The sequence below is a fragment of the Moorena sp. SIO1F2 genome (genome assembly GCF_010672755.1).
In the GTDB taxonomy this organism is placed as follows: domain Bacteria; phylum Cyanobacteriota; class Cyanobacteriia; order Cyanobacteriales; family Coleofasciculaceae; genus Moorena.
Map to the genome: position 1 here is coordinate 1 of NZ_JAAHFV010000035.1, position 16544 is coordinate 16544.

Annotated in this window: 15 protein-coding genes and 2 pseudogenes; 11 read left to right on the plus strand and 6 right to left on the minus strand. The window is 43.0% G+C overall.

The window, feature by feature from the left end:
• Nucleotides 1–955: 955 nt before the first annotated feature.
• Nucleotides 956–1252, plus strand: coding sequence for a DUF2470 domain-containing protein (locus tag F6J94_RS07050; protein ID WP_293038526.1), 297 nt, complete (start codon nt 956–958; stop codon nt 1250–1252).
• Between the two features lie 77 nt (nt 1253–1329).
• On the opposite strand, the gene F6J94_RS07055 is transcribed toward F6J94_RS07050, so the two are convergent.
• The gene (locus F6J94_RS07055; RefSeq protein ID WP_293021873.1) at nt 1330–1731 is read right to left on the minus strand and encodes an Hsp20/alpha crystallin family protein; all 402 of its coding nucleotides are present in this window, start codon (nt 1729–1731) and stop codon (nt 1330–1332) included.
• Nucleotides 1732–2809: 1078 nt separating this feature from the next.
• A pseudogene (locus F6J94_RS07060) lies at nt 2810–3007 on the minus strand (IS1 family transposase); the annotation flags it as partial.
• Between the two features lie 507 nt (nt 3008–3514).
• Here F6J94_RS07060 and F6J94_RS34165 point away from each other — a divergent pair.
• Together F6J94_RS34165 and F6J94_RS07065 are read left to right on the plus strand one after the other, a co-directional pair.
• Nucleotides 3515–3742, plus strand: a pseudogene (locus tag F6J94_RS34165) (TIGR03985 family CRISPR-associated protein); the annotation flags it as partial.
• A gap of 456 nt (nt 3743–4198) precedes the next feature.
• Nucleotides 4199–4321 (plus strand): hypothetical protein, encoded by a 123-nt coding sequence (locus tag F6J94_RS07065; RefSeq protein ID WP_293021874.1) that lies wholly within the window; start codon nt 4199–4201, stop codon nt 4319–4321.
• A 27-nt stretch (nt 4322–4348) separates the two neighbouring features.
• On the opposite strand, the gene crtH is transcribed toward F6J94_RS07065, so the two are convergent.
• Complete coding sequence (gene crtH / locus F6J94_RS07070; protein ID WP_293038531.1) at nt 4349–5899, minus strand: carotenoid isomerase; 1551 nt, start codon at nt 5897–5899, stop codon at nt 4349–4351.
• A 680-nt stretch (nt 5900–6579) separates the two neighbouring features.
• Between crtH and upp the strand changes: the two genes are divergently transcribed.
• The 3 genes from upp (at nt 6580) to F6J94_RS07085 (ending at nt 8243) form a co-directional block, all read left to right on the plus strand.
• Nucleotides 6580–7230: a uracil phosphoribosyltransferase gene (upp, locus tag F6J94_RS07075; protein WP_071104472.1), complete on the plus strand. Its 651-nt coding sequence runs from the start codon at nt 6580–6582 to the stop codon at nt 7228–7230.
• A gap of 300 nt (nt 7231–7530) precedes the next feature.
• Nucleotides 7531–7866: a hypothetical protein gene (locus tag F6J94_RS07080; RefSeq protein WP_293021879.1), complete on the plus strand. Its 336-nt coding sequence runs from the start codon at nt 7531–7533 to the stop codon at nt 7864–7866.
• Between the two features lie 128 nt (nt 7867–7994).
• Nucleotides 7995–8243: a YggT family protein gene (locus tag F6J94_RS07085; RefSeq protein WP_075899574.1), complete on the plus strand. Its 249-nt coding sequence runs from the start codon at nt 7995–7997 to the stop codon at nt 8241–8243.
• A 69-nt stretch (nt 8244–8312) separates the two neighbouring features.
• Here the strand turns inward: F6J94_RS07085 and F6J94_RS07090 are convergent, their stop codons facing one another.
• A complete protein-coding gene (locus tag F6J94_RS07090; protein WP_070393011.1) occupies nt 8313–8753 on the minus strand; it encodes a hypothetical protein in 441 nt (146 codons plus the stop codon).
• 151 nt (nt 8754–8904) lie between these two features.
• Nucleotides 8905–10131: a sulfite exporter TauE/SafE family protein gene (locus F6J94_RS07095; protein WP_293038542.1), complete on the minus strand. Its 1227-nt coding sequence runs from the start codon at nt 10129–10131 to the stop codon at nt 8905–8907.
• Between the two features lie 192 nt (nt 10132–10323).
• Here F6J94_RS07095 and F6J94_RS07100 point away from each other — a divergent pair, with 192 nt between their 5' ends.
• Nucleotides 10324–10965 (plus strand): hypothetical protein, encoded by a 642-nt coding sequence (locus F6J94_RS07100; RefSeq protein ID WP_293021887.1) that lies wholly within the window; start codon nt 10324–10326, stop codon nt 10963–10965.
• Nucleotides 10966–10983: 18 nt separating this feature from the next.
• Here the strand turns inward: F6J94_RS07100 and F6J94_RS07105 are convergent, their stop codons facing one another.
• Nucleotides 10984–11436 carry a helix-turn-helix domain-containing protein gene (locus tag F6J94_RS07105; protein ID WP_293021888.1) on the minus strand — a complete coding sequence of 151 codons (453 nt, stop codon included), beginning with the start codon at nt 11434–11436 and terminating at the stop codon, nt 10984–10986.
• A 252-nt stretch (nt 11437–11688) separates the two neighbouring features.
• Here F6J94_RS07105 and map point away from each other — a divergent pair, with 252 nt between their 5' ends.
• The 4 genes from map to gatC all read left to right on the plus strand — a co-directional run bounded on the left by map (nt 11689) and on the right by gatC (nt 16467).
• Complete coding sequence (gene map, locus F6J94_RS07110) at nt 11689–12522, plus strand: type I methionyl aminopeptidase (protein ID WP_293038545.1); 834 nt, start codon at nt 11689–11691, stop codon at nt 12520–12522.
• 1675 nt (nt 12523–14197) lie between these two features.
• Nucleotides 14198–14887, plus strand: coding sequence for a Uma2 family endonuclease (locus F6J94_RS07115; RefSeq protein WP_293038549.1), 690 nt, complete (start codon nt 14198–14200; stop codon nt 14885–14887).
• A gap of 651 nt (nt 14888–15538) precedes the next feature.
• Nucleotides 15539–16060, plus strand: coding sequence for a photosystem I assembly protein Ycf3 (locus F6J94_RS07120; RefSeq protein WP_293021894.1), 522 nt, complete (start codon nt 15539–15541; stop codon nt 16058–16060).
• 116 nt (nt 16061–16176) lie between these two features.
• Nucleotides 16177–16467, plus strand: coding sequence for an Asp-tRNA(Asn)/Glu-tRNA(Gln) amidotransferase subunit GatC (gene gatC, locus F6J94_RS07125; protein ID WP_293038553.1), 291 nt, complete (start codon nt 16177–16179; stop codon nt 16465–16467).
• Nucleotides 16468–16544: the final 77 nt, after the last annotated feature.

The window sequence follows — 16544 nt, forward strand, 5'->3', positions numbered from 1 at the left end:
CCAGACAGGCGTGCTATCTATCATCCTACTGGTGTGACTTTCGTAAGCGTAGTTATGGGAGTTTGATCACTTCCAATACCTAGAAATTAGTGGTCAAATAGAAAGCACGCCTGTCTGGAGATCTAGATCCTCTTTTAGATGTGTTCTAGATCACAAGCCCTAAATAGACTTCTGGGACATCCAGCAAGTTTTAGCTTCGTAAACTAGGGTAAGCACCACTATTTAGATATCACTGAGAATGATATGAATTATGCTGATAGCAGCCAATTGATATACCGTCACAGTATCTTCATAAGTATTTATCAAGCTTTTAGTGTGGTGTTTCACCAGGGTAAACGCATCTTGTTGGGTAAGCGGGGGTAGTTCTCAATAAACCTAGCCTTATTGTGCTTATTGACAATTATTTTTATACATATAGTGTTTATTTAATTTGAAAAACACTATATATAGGATTGAAAAAATTAGATGGGTTTACCCTGGGTGTTTCACTGATTCGTCTACCCTGATAATCTAACCCTGACGATTTAGCTGAGTACACCCGATATCCCGGTAGCTCTTGACCTTAGGGATTACTATTTAACATACCTTCTTGAATCAGAGGAAATGCTCATACCTAATATTGAATATATCAGAAAACGCCCATCAGATCAGCTAACTTGATTCTGAAACAGGCACCCTGGGAATTTTACACAGGTTGGAATTACCGCTGTGCCTATGAATTCTATCCTCCAAGCTAGTCAACTGCTAATAGGTAAATCAGGAGTTCCCCATAGACAGTATATCCACCCAGACCTATCAAACGTCTGTAATTCTGATATCCCCGTTCGCCGTTGGCGGTTACCTATTGGCTAAAACCTTAATTTTTCCTTTCAGCTGGGTAAGTCCTGACTGTTTTGAGAGGGGAAACCTGATATCTTGATAAAGATGTTTTGATAACTATATTTCTTGATTAAGCATGTCTGACCCATTTTCTCCTGAGGTAAGCGATCGCATTTGTAAGCACATGAACGATGATCATGCTGATGCTGTGGCACTGTATGCTCAGACTTTCGGTAATTCGCCTGATACAGAAGAAGCAGAAATGGTTTCCATTGATCCTCAAGGCATGAATATAATCACAAAAGTCAAGGGGGAGTCTTCCACTGTGCGCATCAGGTTTGATCATGAACTTAAAGATTCTGAAGATGCTCACTACACCTTAATTGACATGATCAAACAGGCAAGGCAGTCAGTAACCAACCTGAAGGGGTGACAAGCAGCAATGAAGCGCCTTGTTGTCACCCCCTCAGGTCACCAACTTTCACCTTAGAAAAGGTTGAAGATTCAAGCTTACCCTTTAGGCAGGGTGAGTTTGAGCATGCCGTTATGATATTCAGCTTCAACCTGATTTCTGTTAATCTTGGCTGGTATTGGAATAACCCGTTTGAATTTCCCATAGCGTAGTTCCGAGCGTACCATACCTATTGCTTTAGTCCTAGCTGCTGACTGGCGCTCGCCACTGATGCAAACAGAGTCTTCCGTGAGTTCAACATCAAGGTCTTTGGCTTCCATGCCTGGAATTTCTAGTCTCAGGTAAACGGCTTTAGGAGTTTCCTCGATCTCTGCATAGGGCATAAACGTCATCCCTGGAAATCCTCCCTCGTCGCTATTCATGAAATGGGTGAGTCGGCGGTTGAGTTCCCGATGCACACTTTCTAGATCTGGCAGATGTTCCGAACGAGTAATAGCCATTATGGTTATCTCCAACTATCCAGTTTTTTTACCTTCACCTCTAATTTCCGCCCAGTTTATTGTTGCCCAACTAGCCACACTCTAGATAGAAGAAAGTTCCAGACTGGCAGGAATTGATTCACAGAAAATCTTAGGATGTTTGGAAGCCCCGTCTATGCACAAGCGGGGTTCTTACTTTAGTATCTGATTTTACTGTTTGGGCTGCGGTGAGCAGATGTTACTCTTTTGAGATCTACTTTTTTGAGATCTATCTATTTTTGAGATCTATCTATTTTTTGAGATCTAATTATGAGTATTTATTTCTAATAATCCTATTATAACTAAATCTTATAAAAACTGCTGGACCCTTTGACAAACTTGTTTAATATTTTTAATACTAATTTAATATTTTTAATACTTAGAGCCTTGATTAAACACTCTATTCATGGCCTAATGAGCTATTTATGCATCAAGACAGGGAATAAGCAACTTGGGATCAGGGAACTTCGGCTCAGGAGACAATACGCCATAGGGAATACGCCATAGGGAATACGCCAAAAATACTGTGTATCTCATTAATATGAGAAGCGCTCAATGAAATAGTCACAAATTTCCACAAATGCCTAAAATCAGGGATCCTGTCACTTGTCTCTGGCAGAGAAAACTAGAGAAATGCGATGCTCCAAAAGGGTCGCTGCGGGATTGGCCTACGGCCACGCTACGCGATTGACCGTAGGTCACGCTACTTGAGGAGCAACTAGGGTTGAGATTCCAGGGTAAACGCCTCGTAATTTGTATCAAAAATTACATAAAAAAAATCTACAATAGTATCAAAAATCTATAATCGACCGGTTGATTGTCAACAAGCCCGAAACATTGCTCAATTATTTGCCGTGTTATCCTTGGTGGATTTGATATCAAGTCAGGTTGAATACCCATAATTAGAGGGAGGGTGATACCCACCCCTAACCCCTCCCAGGAGGGGAATATGGGGAGATGGGGAGATTTTTATTAAGGGTAATTATCCCGATCATGATATGAGAGATCTGGAAATTCTCGTTGCGTAAGCGGTAGTGATACACAAGTAGTGATAGCCTAATCAACCCGACAAACACTTATTATAGTGATGAATAAAATTCCAAATAGCTCCTAAGTGATTTTCTATTTTTTTTTTAAATGAAAAAGTTTTTCTTACCAGACGACTAATCCTTTGTATTAAAGTATTATTTAATCTTTCAATATGATTAGTTTACCCAGTTTTTTTTGCTACTGGTTTGTGACGTTTCTTTGGTCTTACTGTTCTTGATGCAGTCGCTCATGGTTTGAATTTACCGTAAGATAGGGTCGCCTTATTATAAAATATTTAACCCTTTTCTGCATAACCTGCTAACTATAAAGGCTCCACTATCTAAGGTTTTGTCTCCGGGGGAAACCCCCTGTTCCCTTGCTGCATCGCTTTTTAACTGTTCGCTCACAGTTGCAGTAAGGGCAATTGGGTCGCGTTATTAAATCTGAGACTGTATTCATTGTTATGATGGTGTATTGATCACTAACCTTTTTGTTAATAATAAAAATTTAGCATTTTTCTAAGGATTATTTAATCATTATTTATGATTACTTAGATAATTAGACCTAATTAATTGATAGTCAAATTCCTATATTTTTTCAAAACAAAATGCCTTATTTAAAATGTAATATTGCATCACTACTTATTTATCACTACCTAAATTTGGAAGATTGCTCCTAAACTACATATCAAAAATATCTATAACAGTGCTTGCTTAAATAAAAAAAAAAATACACTGTTTACCCAGTTTTTCTTTACTATTATCATCGGGCTTATTACCTCTGTGCCTTTGGTCAAAGACCTGATCGAACTGAAAACCAACCGCCCTTGGGATGGTATAACTACCGTTTAGAACGAATAACCGAATTCAAAAAATTGTCTTGGGATACTCCCAATTTCCCTTGGTCAAAATCAGAAATTATTAACCATACCGAAAAATACAGTACTGATTCTATTCAACAATAATTACACTCTGGTTATGGCTTTGATTTATATGAAAAATTCCGTTTAATGCTCCTCCGTTTTGATGCAAATTTTGCCCAACACTACATCTAAAAATCCTTCCGTAATCCCACCTTTGATAAACTCGATAGCTATCAAGATGCTAAAGCTTTAGCTGATAAACTCCACAATATTCGTTCACTTCTTGCTGATTGCCACAGAGAAGGGGAACAAGTTTGGCAAAAGTTTACAGGTGGTAAAGAGGGAACCCTTTGGTTTTATCAGAGCTTACTCAAAGTTTATCAGGAAAAACGTTCGGATTTTTTGACCCAGGAATTGGCCAGATTAATTTCTCAACTAGAAGTTATTGCTCTCCGCCGGTGGGAATAGGGAATAGGGAAACAGAGGGAGGTGTGGGAAGTGTGGCGAGTGTGATCTAATTTGCGTTTGAATACTTACTTTATAGCGATTCTCATATTAATGACGTACACAGGATTTTTTCCCTATTGCCTATTGCTAGCTTGCCTATTGCCTGTTCCCTATTGCCTATTGCTAGCTTGCCTATTGCCTATTCCGGTGATCCGCTGTTCCCTATTCCGGTGATCCGCTGTTCCCTAAGAAGCATTCTACCTAGAATCCCAAATCCACAGCAATACGGTGAGCACAAGCAAATCCCGAAAACGCTACTGCATTTAAACCCTGCCCTGGAAAAGTGCTATCCCCAACACAATAAAGCCCTGGAATCGCAGTCCGATTAAACGGCATTCCCAACAATCCCATTAACTTGCGGCGGGGAATTGGCCCATAGGTTCCATCCATACGGTTCAAAAATCGTCGATGACTGCGTGGTGTGCCCACCTCCATGTAATCCAATCCAGCATCTAAGCCAGGAAAAATCGTTTCTAGTCGCTCAATTAAGCATCCAGCTGCCTCTTCCTTCTTATTTTCGTACTCACGAGGGGATAATCCTTGCCAATCTTCCATCCAGCTAGGGGTAAACGTGTGGAAAACATGATAGCCTTCTGGGGCTAAATTGGGATCAAGCAAGGTAGGAATCGAAACAAAAATAGTCCCCTCCGCATCCTCCATTTTTCCCCAGTCTTCTAGGACAATATGGTGACACTCTGTACCAGGTGGTAAAACATCTGCCTTTACCCCTAAATGTAAACTCAAAAAACCCGGTGATTTCTGATAACGCTGTTGCCATTTCCGCTCAACTGCTGGCATCTGGTCAGCTGGGACTAATTTCTCAAATGTATCCCAACGGGTAGCATTGGAAACAATTCGTTTTGCTCGATACTCTTTACCATTGACTAGCTGGACACCCACTGCCTTGCCCTTTTCCAGCAGAATTTTCCCGACTCGAGCTTTATAAAGAATCTGACCTCCAGCTTTCTCCAATCCCTCCACTAGTTTTTGGGCGATTTTTCCTACACCTCCTACCGGATAATTAATCCCACCGTAATGTCGGTCAGAAAACACCATCCCAGCATTAATCATCGGTGTTTTGTCAGCAGGTACCACAGACCAGCAATAACATTCCATGTCTATAAATTTCAGCAACTGGAGGTCGCTAATATACTTGCGAGCAATGTCTCCCACATTTTGGGGCAGGTACTTTACTAAACCCAAACAAGCCAAGGGATGCTGGAAAAATACCCTGGTCAAATAGCGAATTTCTTCCAAGGACAGTAAGTCCATGGCATTCAGGCAATTAAAGACCTTCCAGCATTCATCGTAAAATTTGCGAATTCCTTGGCGTTGGTCAGGGAAGTGAGCAGTAAGTTCTTGCAAAAAATTCTCATAGTCTCGGTGGACTTTGAGCTCTAGATCACCAGGGAGATGATAGTGAATCTGTACTGGATCTGGAATTGTTTCGAGACTGACATTGACAGCCTCAAGGGCTCGGGTAAGTAGATTGGTTGTCCCTTCGGTGCCAAACCCAAAAATCATTGATGCTCCCACATCAAAGCGATACCCCTCTCGCTCGAAGTAACCCGAACTACCACCAGGAATGATATAGCTTTCTAGCACCAGCACACTCGCTCCCTTCGCTGCCAACTGAGTTGCGGTTACTAGCCCCCCAATACCAGAGCCAATCACAATAGTATCAAATACCGATTGATTGGAAATGGTATGGGATTGATTGCTTGATGGGCAAGGTTGGGATCCAGCAGTCATGGAATTAGCAATTTAAATATATTAACTGATGGATCTGAGTTTAGCGTTTCTTGTTGATATAAGAGTTCATTACTAATGCAAAAAAAAAAGTGGGCACCAGCCTGCTGCTGCGTACCGGTCCCACCCGCCTATCCTTAATGAGAGGAGAACACTTATTACTACTATAGTCTTGTTGAAAAAAAATGTCAACATATTGAAAAGCATTTTCCCGAAAAGGGGAGTGTCGGGAGTGCCGGGAGTGGGAGGAGTGTTAGCTAACCATCCCACCGGGGAGGGTAACAAGCAGCCTTGTTACCCTTACTGGGTGTCGGCGAACCTGTAGGGAAAACTTTTTGGGAACTAAGGCAATCATTACACCCCGCGCCCCCGCCACACCACACACCCCCTCAGGTGTAGATCTGAGTCTCTATGGTGTTTTTGCTTGTAATTGACCACTTGACAGTATTATTGGCATAGTTAAAAGCATGCCCAAACCCTTTGAGTGCTGTCTGTATTTTGACAACTTGTTTAGGGTTTGCTTGAATCAAGCAAACACTCGTTAATACTGTATTCATCAATGTAAAACTTGAAACTATCATCGACTAGATCAAAACTTGTGGTTATTCCCAAAAACCCTGCTGCCCAATTCCTCTGACACTACCTAATTTGTTTCTCACTAATTCTTATAGTTACGACCTGTTATGACTCTCCAACTACGTGTCTATGTTCCACCCCATCCCCTAGTTAAGCACTGGCTAGGGGTTGCCCGTGATGCCTCGACACCACCTCCATTGTTCAAAAGCGCTATGACCGAGTTGGGACGCTGGTTGACCTATGAAGCAATGCGGGATTGGTTGCCGAATGAAGAACTAACAGTGCAAACTCCCCTAGCTCCGTGCAAGGTAACTATGGTTAACCCAGAAGTGCCCATAGTAGTTGTGCCAATTTTGCGGGCTGGACTAGCGCTCTTAGATGGAGCCCAAACTTTGCTGCCCTTGGCATCGGTTTATCACCTTGGTCTGGTCAGAAATGAGGAAACCTTACAAGCCAGTTTTTACCTGAATACCTTACCCAATCAGTTTGACCCAAATACACGAGTCCTAGTTCTCGACCCAATGCTGGCTACTGGTGGCACAATGATGTTGGCAATGTCAGAACTTAAAAAACGAGGAGCAACACCAGACTTAACACGGATTATTAGCGTGGTAGCAGCACCACCAGCCTTACAAAAGTTGGGGGCAGATTATCCTAGTTTGACCATCTACACTGGCATGATTGATGAGGAAGTCAATGCTAAGGGATATATCGTACCAGGCTTGGGTGATGCAGGCGATCGCGCTTTTGGAACTTGACCTGAGCAGCAAATAACCCCTATTACCCTGAGCAACTTAGACAGCAAATCCAACTAACTGATAGTAGAGGTGTTCCAGGCAACACCTCTACCTAGACTGGCTGATCACGGTGCCAAACTTCACACTCTCCGCTCCCTCACCAGACCGGGCTTTCAAAGCTTTGTCTAAAAGCCTTGCGATACGATACAATTAATTATGGGCTGGTAGCAAACCCCTTGTCTAATCAGCAAGATCCTCTCAAACTTGATGGGTTAATCTGGATAAAAGCTGCATTTTGAAAATCAAGGGCAACAGAGCAACATGAGTCAGCAAGATGGTTTTGCAAGTGGATTCCTGACTGGAGCAGTAGTCGGGGGATTGATAGGTGGATTAATCGGCGCTTTGGTTACTGCTGGGAAAAGTAATCAAAACGATGAGGAAGATCGGTCTATGTTAAATTCTGAGCGCTCAGACCCTAAGGCAATTAGGGCCAGAAGGCGCGAACTAAAGGCAGAAGCAAGTATTGAAGCGGCACGTCAGAGTTTGGAAGACAAAATTGCCCAGCTCAATTCAGCCATTGACGATGTACGTCAACAAGTCAGCACAGTGAAAGGTACAGCTGAGGCAAATACACATGAACGGGTGCTTGAGCCGTGAAAAAAATTATGTTGTAGGTATGTTTTAGCTTTACTGACTTGGTATTCAGGCACAGGTTGATCAAATTCGTTAAACTTAACATCAAGGCATAACACTCACACAAACTTACTAAGAAAGCTTATAAATCTATGGCTACAGAACTGTTGACTAGCACTCTCCAGAGCTTTATTCAAATCTATCTAGTTCTATTAATTGTCCGAATTCTGTTAACTTGGTTTCAAACAATGGATTGGGCGAATCAGGTCGCTTCTGTCTTAAGTCCAATTACTGACCCTTACCTGAATATTTTCCGTTCCTTCATTCCACCCCTTGGAGGTATAGATTTTTCCCCCATACTGGCGATTTTCCTTCTACAAATTTTAGCTGGGGCGTTTTAGCTTAAACGGGGAGAAGCCCCACGTCTGAAAGAGAAGCGTCAGCGTGGGCTTAATCCCCCTTTAAGCTAATCACCGACCGATTTTGTGCCTAAAACCGGATGCCTTAAAACCCTTAAGGATCAGAGGCGTTTTTACATTAGCAGGAACTGTAACCCGGATTTCAAAATCACTGATCCCTTTTGGCACTTCATCAATTGACCCTACGCGACTCCGATTTGGGAAGGTATTATTGCCATTAGCATCGTAGATACGACCAGAAACATCAGCATCAAGCACCATTTTGTTAGTGGGATTCTTGGCTTTACCCTTGATCAGATAGCAACCAGCCTGCCTAGCCGACCCCCCACCAACGGTCACCATGCCTTGCCCGATTTCTGAGGGACACTCCTGGGAAGACAAATCGAAGAGTTTAATGCGGATCACAGCCAAAGCAGGGGGCGCAAATGCCGAGCTGATCACCCAAATCAGACAAGCTACTGCTGTAGCAGTTAACCAATTTCGAAATCCCATAAAGCCCACTAAAAAATAACCTTATAGCTACTTTACATCTAAATTGGATAGGTTTAGCTTGGAGCAGAGAAAATATCGCTAACTATAGGTAATACTGAATAGATAATACTGAAGTGCATGGGTGAAAAGCTCAGTTTAGAATCAGTGACCATTACCAAGATTTGGGGGGAACGTAGAACTTTTCTAGGGATAACCCTGACCAAACAATACGCGATCGCACTAGCAAAACTCCTAAGGTAATTATTCCCAAACTCACAGCTCTGAGTTGGTGGTTTCCAGTCCAAGCTAACTGTCCAAGGTAGCTCGAACCAATCATCACGGTATGAATTGCAGCTAGGACTAAAGCAGGGATACTCAATAAATGAATCCGTCGCCAAAGCTTGCCCAAACCCTTCTGTAAGCGGTCAAAACTCGTGAGGGCAGCTGGGGTAATCAACACAAGCGCTAAAATTCCTGCTAACAGACCCCACTGATGCTGCGGTAACATAAAGCCCATGGCATCTAACTTCCAGTTCAAGGCATGGTCTAGCCTAAAAAATGTATGAGCGATCGCCAACACAAATGCCCCCACTCCTAAAGCCCGACGATAGCGTAAGAACCCAGCCCACAAACCACTAATCGGACGAGCAATCAAAGCTAACATCAGTAACAGCAGCGCCCCATGACCGGTGTAATCCACCATAGCATCGGTACGCAGAAGGGTTAAAATACCAATCGTGAGGGTAACCCAGCCTCCTAGGCGGAACAGCTGGCTGCGCTTGCTAACACTGAGTCTAGATGCAGATACACCCACTCCTAGCATCATGGGCATCGTTCCCAGTCCAAAGGCCAGCATCGTTGCTGCTCCCCACCAGAGATTACCCATTTCCGCTGCTTTAATCTGAGCAGCATACAGGAATCCACAAGGCATCAAACCCCAGACTCCTCCTAAAAGGGCTGGTGTCCACCACTGAGATTCCCCAGACAATTTAGTCATCGCGACCGTCAGCCGTTGATGCCCAATCCCTTTAGATAGGGGGTGTAATAGGGGCAGACGGGGAATCCAATCGGGTTTAAGCTGCACACAGCCAAACCAAATAAGCATTAAACCAGTCAGAATTGCCATGGCTTGGCGCAATCCACTGCCAATCCCAGCCAACTGACCACTGGCAATCAAGACTGAACCCATACCCCCAAGTCCAGCTCCGACGAGAGCATAACTAATTGTTCGTCCTAGGTTCAGTAGACTATGAAAACCCAGCTGATGCAGCCACTTGGGGGACTTTTCCTGCTGCTGAGATAGGGAAAACGCCACTGCCAGAGGTCCACACATCGCCACACAGTGACCAAAACTCCCCAGAAACCCTAGGGTCATGACCAGCAGCAAATCTAAAACCATTCCGTGCTTATGTTCCTTACCTATAGACTATGGTAAATATTATCATCAGCCATTCATGCTTATTGTGAACTTATAGCAAGTTGTCATGAAAAGATTCATGTGTGATCTTCTATATCCTCTGTATCTCCGGCATTTTATGGTTAGGAGGTAAGAGCATCTTTGAATAAATTTTAGCATTAAGAGTTAACCCCCATGACCATTCAACTGCCATCAAACATTTCCTCTACTGAAAACTCAGCACTCACAACTCAGCAGTATTTTCCGATAATTTCTCACAACATTAAAACCTCTGCTGATGTCGGTGCTACCTTCCACATTGAACCCAATCACAATCCTCGCGCTAGAGAACCTGCTCTAGCGTGGTTTGCCCTTACTCGCCAAGGGGGCCAACTCATTCCCCTAGAGCAATGTGACTGTCAACTAGCCGTTTACTCTAAATCCTCATCAGAGTTAGGGAGTTCCCCCATCCTTGAGCCACAGCTGAAAGCTATATCAGCCGAACAATATCAAGGTATTCCTGGAGCTGATCTAGTCTTTCCTAAAGCGGGAGTCTATGAGTTAGTTTTAAGCGGTACTCCTAAATCAGGAGCTAGTTTTAAGCCATTTGAGATCAAGTACGACGTTACAGTCACTCCTGGGAAAAAAACTGCAACTGTGCCAAGTCCTGCCACTGAACCTGGATTTAACCAGCAGTCAGAATCCTTCTCAGAAGAGGATACGGCACCATCAGAGCCTCAACTATTACAGTGGTGGTTGCCCGTAGGGATTTTTGCCTTAGTCATCCTAGGTATTGCGAGTGTATTGTTATGGAAAAAGGCAACAGGAAAAAGGTAAATATAACCCCACCCTCTACTAGGCAGTGGCCGGAAAACTCCCACCGATAAAGTGAATATCACTAAAGGTTTCAATCCACAGACGAGCACCACAATCAAGAGGGTTATCCGGTTGATACACAATCCGACACGGGCCAAGAATTTCTACCTGATTGCCGTATAGATTGTTGCCGCTTCGTTTTACCGAAATCACTGGCTGACGCTCTTCGGGAGGTTTAGTTTTGTTGGTGCCAATGCGATTGCGATTGACATTGATCTTAGCTAGAGCCGGAGGACGACTTTTACTCCATGTGCCAATCGGTCCACGGCTGGCCTTGATAATTTGCGGTAAATGGTTGAACAGAGGAATAATCCAGAATTTACCGCTTTTATAGGCACCCCGGACGCGACCGTCTTGGAGGAGTTGTCTCAACCGTCTCGAAGATATTCCTAAAAGAGATGCTGCTTCAGTAGTACAAACGCACTTGTTCATCAGTTAACTCTAAAGTAGATTCGATTAACTATTCCGATAGTTATAGTATAAATAAAATCGACCATTAATGTCAAGTTGTGGTTAACTGGAATAGCTCTTTGTTGAAAGAGGGGATTTATCCTCTTCTTACTGAAGTGTTGGAAACCATCCTGCTAAGAATTTTTACTCAATAGAGCTAGGAACCGAAAATAGAAAGAAAATCGAAAGATATAATAATTATTTAATAATTCTTAATTAACTAATAATTATCAAATGAACATTCTAAGTAACCTGTTTTCCGGTGCCACTAATCCCTCCCGTGCCAAGAAAAAACGCCGACGGATTGAAATCAAATCTGAGCGTGAAATTGAGATCATGCGGCAGGCGGCAACTATTGTGGCAACAGTACTCAAAGAAATTTCTGAGATGGTTGAGCCAGGAATGAGCACAGCAGATTTAGATGTCTATGCCGAAAAGCGGATCCGTCAGATGGGAGCAACCCCAAGTTTCAAAGGCTACTACGGCTTTCCTGGGTCGATCTGCACCTGCCTGAATCACGAAGTAGTTCATGGTATTCCTAGTCCTAAGAAAGTAATTTGCAGTGGTGATGTGTTGAAAGTGGATACAGGTGCCTTCTATCAGGGATTTCACGGAGACTCATGCATTACTATTCCGATTGAAGAGGTCAAACCAGAAGCGAGTCAATTAATTCGGGTGGCAAATGAATCTCTCTACAAGGGCATCGAACAGGTGAAAGCAGGGAAGTACTTGCTAGACATTGCTGGTGCGATTGAAGACCATGCCCAAACTTATGGCTATAGTATAGTGGAGGATTATACGGGTCACGGTGTGGGGCGAAATCTACACGAAGACCCCTCAGTATTCAACTTCCGCACCCGCGAATTGCCGAATGTCAAGCTCCGTGCTGGGATGACTCTGGCGATTGAGCCAATTTTGAATGCTGGTACTAAGTTCACACGCACCCTATCTGACCGTTGGACAGTCGTTACGGTCGATAATTCTCTATCCGCTCAGTTTGAACATACGGTTTTGGTAACAACTGATGGCTACGAAATTTTGACTGACCGTGCCAAGGTTATGAACTAGTTAAGGACTTGCTGGTAGATGGAACTTATCAGTGGGTATTTGGTCAATTAAATAGAGGAGCGTCTCCTACTCCAGGGGAAATATCTAGGTGTACCATTTTCTCCCAAGCCATAGCTATTGCTTACCAGATAAGGTTATGATATATTGGGTTGGGGCTATTTATAGAAACTACCAAATTTTTGGCAGTTGACAGCTAGCAGGATTGATCACAAGTAAGCGCGAAGTTTTAAAACCCAGTCTCGTCAGAGCTGGGATTAAAAACGATTAACTTGTGAATATACTTCGCACTCACTCTTTTCTGAGTAATCATCGATAGCGTAGCGTGATCTACGGTCAATCCCATCAATGTAGCCTTATAATAAGGAAGTTTGCTCTAGGCGGTGAGAGCATCAACATCGGAACCGCACTCAGAAAGGTAAATGGGTGAAAAACACTCTTAGACGGTGCTTCTAGTAACTAGTGACATAGATCGCAATTGATCTACTGCTAAAAAACTCCCGATCAGATCTCAGGGGTGTTGATCAGGTGGCATCTAATTTCTTTCTTCTTAGTTACTTCACTATTCTCCGGAACTATGACCAATAAAATAGTCGAAAAAATTGCCGGAATATCTCTGGTAACTATTAGCTTTGATAGGGATTCGACAGCTGTTTCAAAAGAAAACCCCCAAACCGTTGAGCCTAGGGGTAATTATCAGGGTGCATCTACCATTTATTTCTTCTGATTGATGGGATTGATATCCGGAAGGATTACTAGTAAATTTACTAGTCAATCAATAACAAAACCCACGGGATAAATTTGCTCAAAGCCAACAGCCAGCTAAGGCGCTGATGGCAACATCTACCAAAAAAAATCCCCCGAACCGTGAGCTTCAGGGGTAATTATCAGGGTGCATCTACCATTTATTTCTTCTGATTGATGGGATTGATATCCGGAAGGATTACTAGTAAATTTACTAGTCAATCAATAACAAAACCCACGGGATAAATTTGCTCAAAGCCAACAGCCAGCTAAGGCGCTGATGGCAACATCTACCAAAAAAAATCCCCCGAACCGTGAGCTTCGGGGGTAATTATTAGGGTGCATCTACCATTTCTTTCTTCTGATTGATGTTACCAAGATCCGGAAGCTAAGGTATGGCTTAAAATTCTATATGATCACTAAACCTAGATAAAACCTAGATAAAACTTTACTTTTAGCTGACGGCCAAGTTATGGTTTATGGCAGCATCTACAGGTGCGACCCGTGGCGAATTTAATAATTAGATGCGGAAAGCGCACCTACAAAGAAAACCCCCGAACCGTGAGCTTCGGGGGTAATTATTAGGGTGCATCTACCATTTCTTTCTTCTGAGTTACTTCTTCAGTATCCGGAAGGTTTAGCAGGGGATGATTGACGACTGGCGGCAAGACCGTTCCTCGAAAGCTGTATTAATTATCAATTATCAATTGACCCATAGGACTACTCCTTGATGTGTTATTGTATATTACAGCTTGAAGCACGTAGGGTGGGTTAATTGATTGGCGTTCGCGTAGCGTGACCTACGGTCAATCGCACTCTCACAGCTTCCAAGGGGCGATTGCCATAAAATAGCGGTGCGACAAGGCGCGAGGTTCCAACGCCCACACCAAACGCGCACCAAGACAGAAGCAGGTTAATCGGAAGGTAATGCTCAATGGTAACATTACAGCTCAGGCAGTTAAGTGTTCCTCCAGGACAGCGGATTCTTTTGACTGATGTAAGCTGGTCAAAGTTCGAGGAGATTTTGGAAGAACTCGGTGAAAAAAGAGCTAATAGAGTAGCTTACTATCAAAATCAATTAGAAATTAGAATGCCATTGCCAGAACATGAGTTTGATAAAGAAATTATTGGTGATATGGTTAAAATTTTACTAGAAGAATTGGAAGTCAATCGCGAATGTTACGGCTCAACTACTTTCAAGCGGAAGGATATGGCAGCAGGAATCGAGCCGGATAATTGTTTTTATATTCAAAATTATCGTTTAATGATTGGCAAAAGGAGATTAGATTTAAGTAGTGATCCACCTCCCGATATAGCCATTGAGGTTGATGTTACTTCCAAAACACAACTGAGTGCTTATGAAGCTTTGGGAGTGCCTGAGTTATGGCAGTTTTCTAAGGGAAGTTTAAAAATCAATGTACTCCAAGCAGGTAAGGGGGGTAGCTATGTTGAGTCTTCTTTGAGTCCTACTTTTCCTAATTTTCCCATTATTGAAGGGGTTGAGCAGTTTGTCCAAATGAGTTTGACTCAAGGTTCAAGTGCTGCTTTAAGGGCTTTTCGGAAGCGATGCAGCGCGGTCTTGGGGGTTCCCCCCATGAGCGACTGCATCAAGACAGTGGGTTAGGCAGAGAATCGATTGAGGGAATGAGCGTCAAAGAAGACTGTACCTCATTGGCCAATCCCGAGTATTTATACTTAAAATAAGAAATGCAGAATATCGGTACTAAATAAAACCCCCGAACCGTGAGCTTCGGGGAGTAACTATCAGGGTGCATCTACCATTTCTCTTTTCTCGGTGATTTCACGCATATCCGGAAAAGTGACTCACTAATTGATCCAGAGGAATCTACAAAACCCTGATCTAGCTCCGATCGGATTAGTGTGGGAACTATAGGCAATACAGAAAACCCCGGAAACTTCAGCTCCGGGGGTAATTATCAGGGTTCATCTACCATGCTTTTATTCTAAGTGATTTTACTGAGATTTTAACAAATATCTTTATTGACATATATAACCAGATATGCTAAAGAATAATCAAGTTATAGAACAGTAAGTCAGTTGACGCTCTAGGTAACACAGGCATTACTTGAGCTATAGCACTACAAGCTATATCACCTGATTGAGGGGTGTTCAGGATAAGTCATGACTTGCAGCAGTCAGCCCAATGCTTAAGTTTTCCTGGATTGTCGAGCTAACTGCTGATAGGTTCATAGCTAAATGCTCACATCACGAGATAGGATTATCTACAAGGTGAAGACTATAGACCCACGCAACTATGCCACGCACTCAACGCAACGATAACTTTATCGATAAAACCTTTACGGTGATGGCAGACATCCTCTTAAAGATTCTGCCTACTAATAAGCAAGCCAAGGAAGCTTTTGTCTATTACCGAGATGGTATGTCAGCTCAAGCGGATGGGGAATATGCTGAAGCTATGGATAATTACAAAAAAGCCTTGGAACTGGAGGAAGACCCCAACGACCGCAGCTTTATTATCTACAACATGGGGCTGATTCAAGCGAGTAATGGTGAGCATGAGCGTGCTTTAGAACTCTATCATCAGGCCCTTGATATCAACCCCCGTATGCCTCAGGCCCTTAATAATGTAGCCGTAATTTACCATTACCAAGGTGAACAGTCTAAGGAAGCTGGGGATAGTGAGGGGGCAGAAGCTTTGTATGACAAAGCGGCTGATTATTGGAAACGAGCTATTCGCCTTGCTCCTAATAACTACATTGAAGCCCAAAACTGGCTGAAAACTACAGGTCGTTCTACGATTGATGTTTACTTCTAGCGGCTAGCTTCTAGTTAATAAACTTGATAGTCTTGATAGTCTTTGATTTGGGCTAAGCCTTTACTGTTGAGTGTTGAGGAGTTCATTAGTAACCAAGAATATAATATAACTAAATTATGATTGACCGCGAACAAGTCCAAAAAGTTGCCAATCTTGCTCGTTTAGAACTGAAAGCAGAGGAAGAGGAGAAATTTGCAGCTCAGATGAGCAGTATTTTCGAATATTTTCAACAGCTGAGTGAATTAGATACTGAGGATGTGCCGCCGACTACACGGGCGATTGATATTAGTAACGTGACTCGACTGGATACTCTCAAACCCTATACTGACAGGGATTGTATGTTCAGGGAAGCTCCTGAGCAGGATGGTGATTTCTTCAAAGTGCCAAAAATTCTCACTGAAGGGTAACTGGGGTTGAAAGGGTTAACTAATAGTTGGTTGTTGACGGTTGAGGGTTGACGATTGAAGGCTAGTAGACAGTAAAC

Bases quoted from the DNA above. Each gene is read 5' to 3' on its own strand.
- F6J94_RS07050 (WP_293038526.1), top strand. From the start codon at position 956: ATGTCTGACCCATTTTCTCCTGAGGTAAGCGATCGCATTTGTAAGCAC.
- F6J94_RS07055 (WP_293021873.1), bottom strand. From the start codon at position 1,731: ATGGCTATTACTCGTTCGGAACATCTGCCAGATCTAGAAAGTGTGCAT.
- F6J94_RS07065 (WP_293021874.1), top strand. From the start codon at position 4,199: ATGACGTACACAGGATTTTTTCCCTATTGCCTATTGCTAGCTTGCCTA.
- crtH (WP_293038531.1), bottom strand. From the start codon at position 5,899: ATGACTGCTGGATCCCAACCTTGCCCATCAAGCAATCAATCCCATACC.
- upp (WP_071104472.1), top strand. From the start codon at position 6,580: ATGACTCTCCAACTACGTGTCTATGTTCCACCCCATCCCCTAGTTAAG.
- F6J94_RS07080 (WP_293021879.1), top strand. From the start codon at position 7,531: ATGAGTCAGCAAGATGGTTTTGCAAGTGGATTCCTGACTGGAGCAGTA.
- F6J94_RS07085 (WP_075899574.1), top strand. From the start codon at position 7,995: ATGGCTACAGAACTGTTGACTAGCACTCTCCAGAGCTTTATTCAAATC.
- F6J94_RS07090 (WP_070393011.1), bottom strand. From the start codon at position 8,753: ATGGGATTTCGAAATTGGTTAACTGCTACAGCAGTAGCTTGTCTGATT.
- F6J94_RS07095 (WP_293038542.1), bottom strand. From the start codon at position 10,131: ATGGTTTTAGATTTGCTGCTGGTCATGACCCTAGGGTTTCTGGGGAGT.
- F6J94_RS07100 (WP_293021887.1), top strand. From the start codon at position 10,324: ATGACCATTCAACTGCCATCAAACATTTCCTCTACTGAAAACTCAGCA.
- F6J94_RS07105 (WP_293021888.1), bottom strand. From the start codon at position 11,436: ATGAACAAGTGCGTTTGTACTACTGAAGCAGCATCTCTTTTAGGAATA.
- map (WP_293038545.1), top strand. From the start codon at position 11,689: ATGAACATTCTAAGTAACCTGTTTTCCGGTGCCACTAATCCCTCCCGT.
- F6J94_RS07115 (WP_293038549.1), top strand. From the start codon at position 14,198: ATGGTAACATTACAGCTCAGGCAGTTAAGTGTTCCTCCAGGACAGCGG.
- F6J94_RS07120 (WP_293021894.1), top strand. From the start codon at position 15,539: ATGCCACGCACTCAACGCAACGATAACTTTATCGATAAAACCTTTACG.
- gatC (WP_293038553.1), top strand. From the start codon at position 16,177: ATGATTGACCGCGAACAAGTCCAAAAAGTTGCCAATCTTGCTCGTTTA.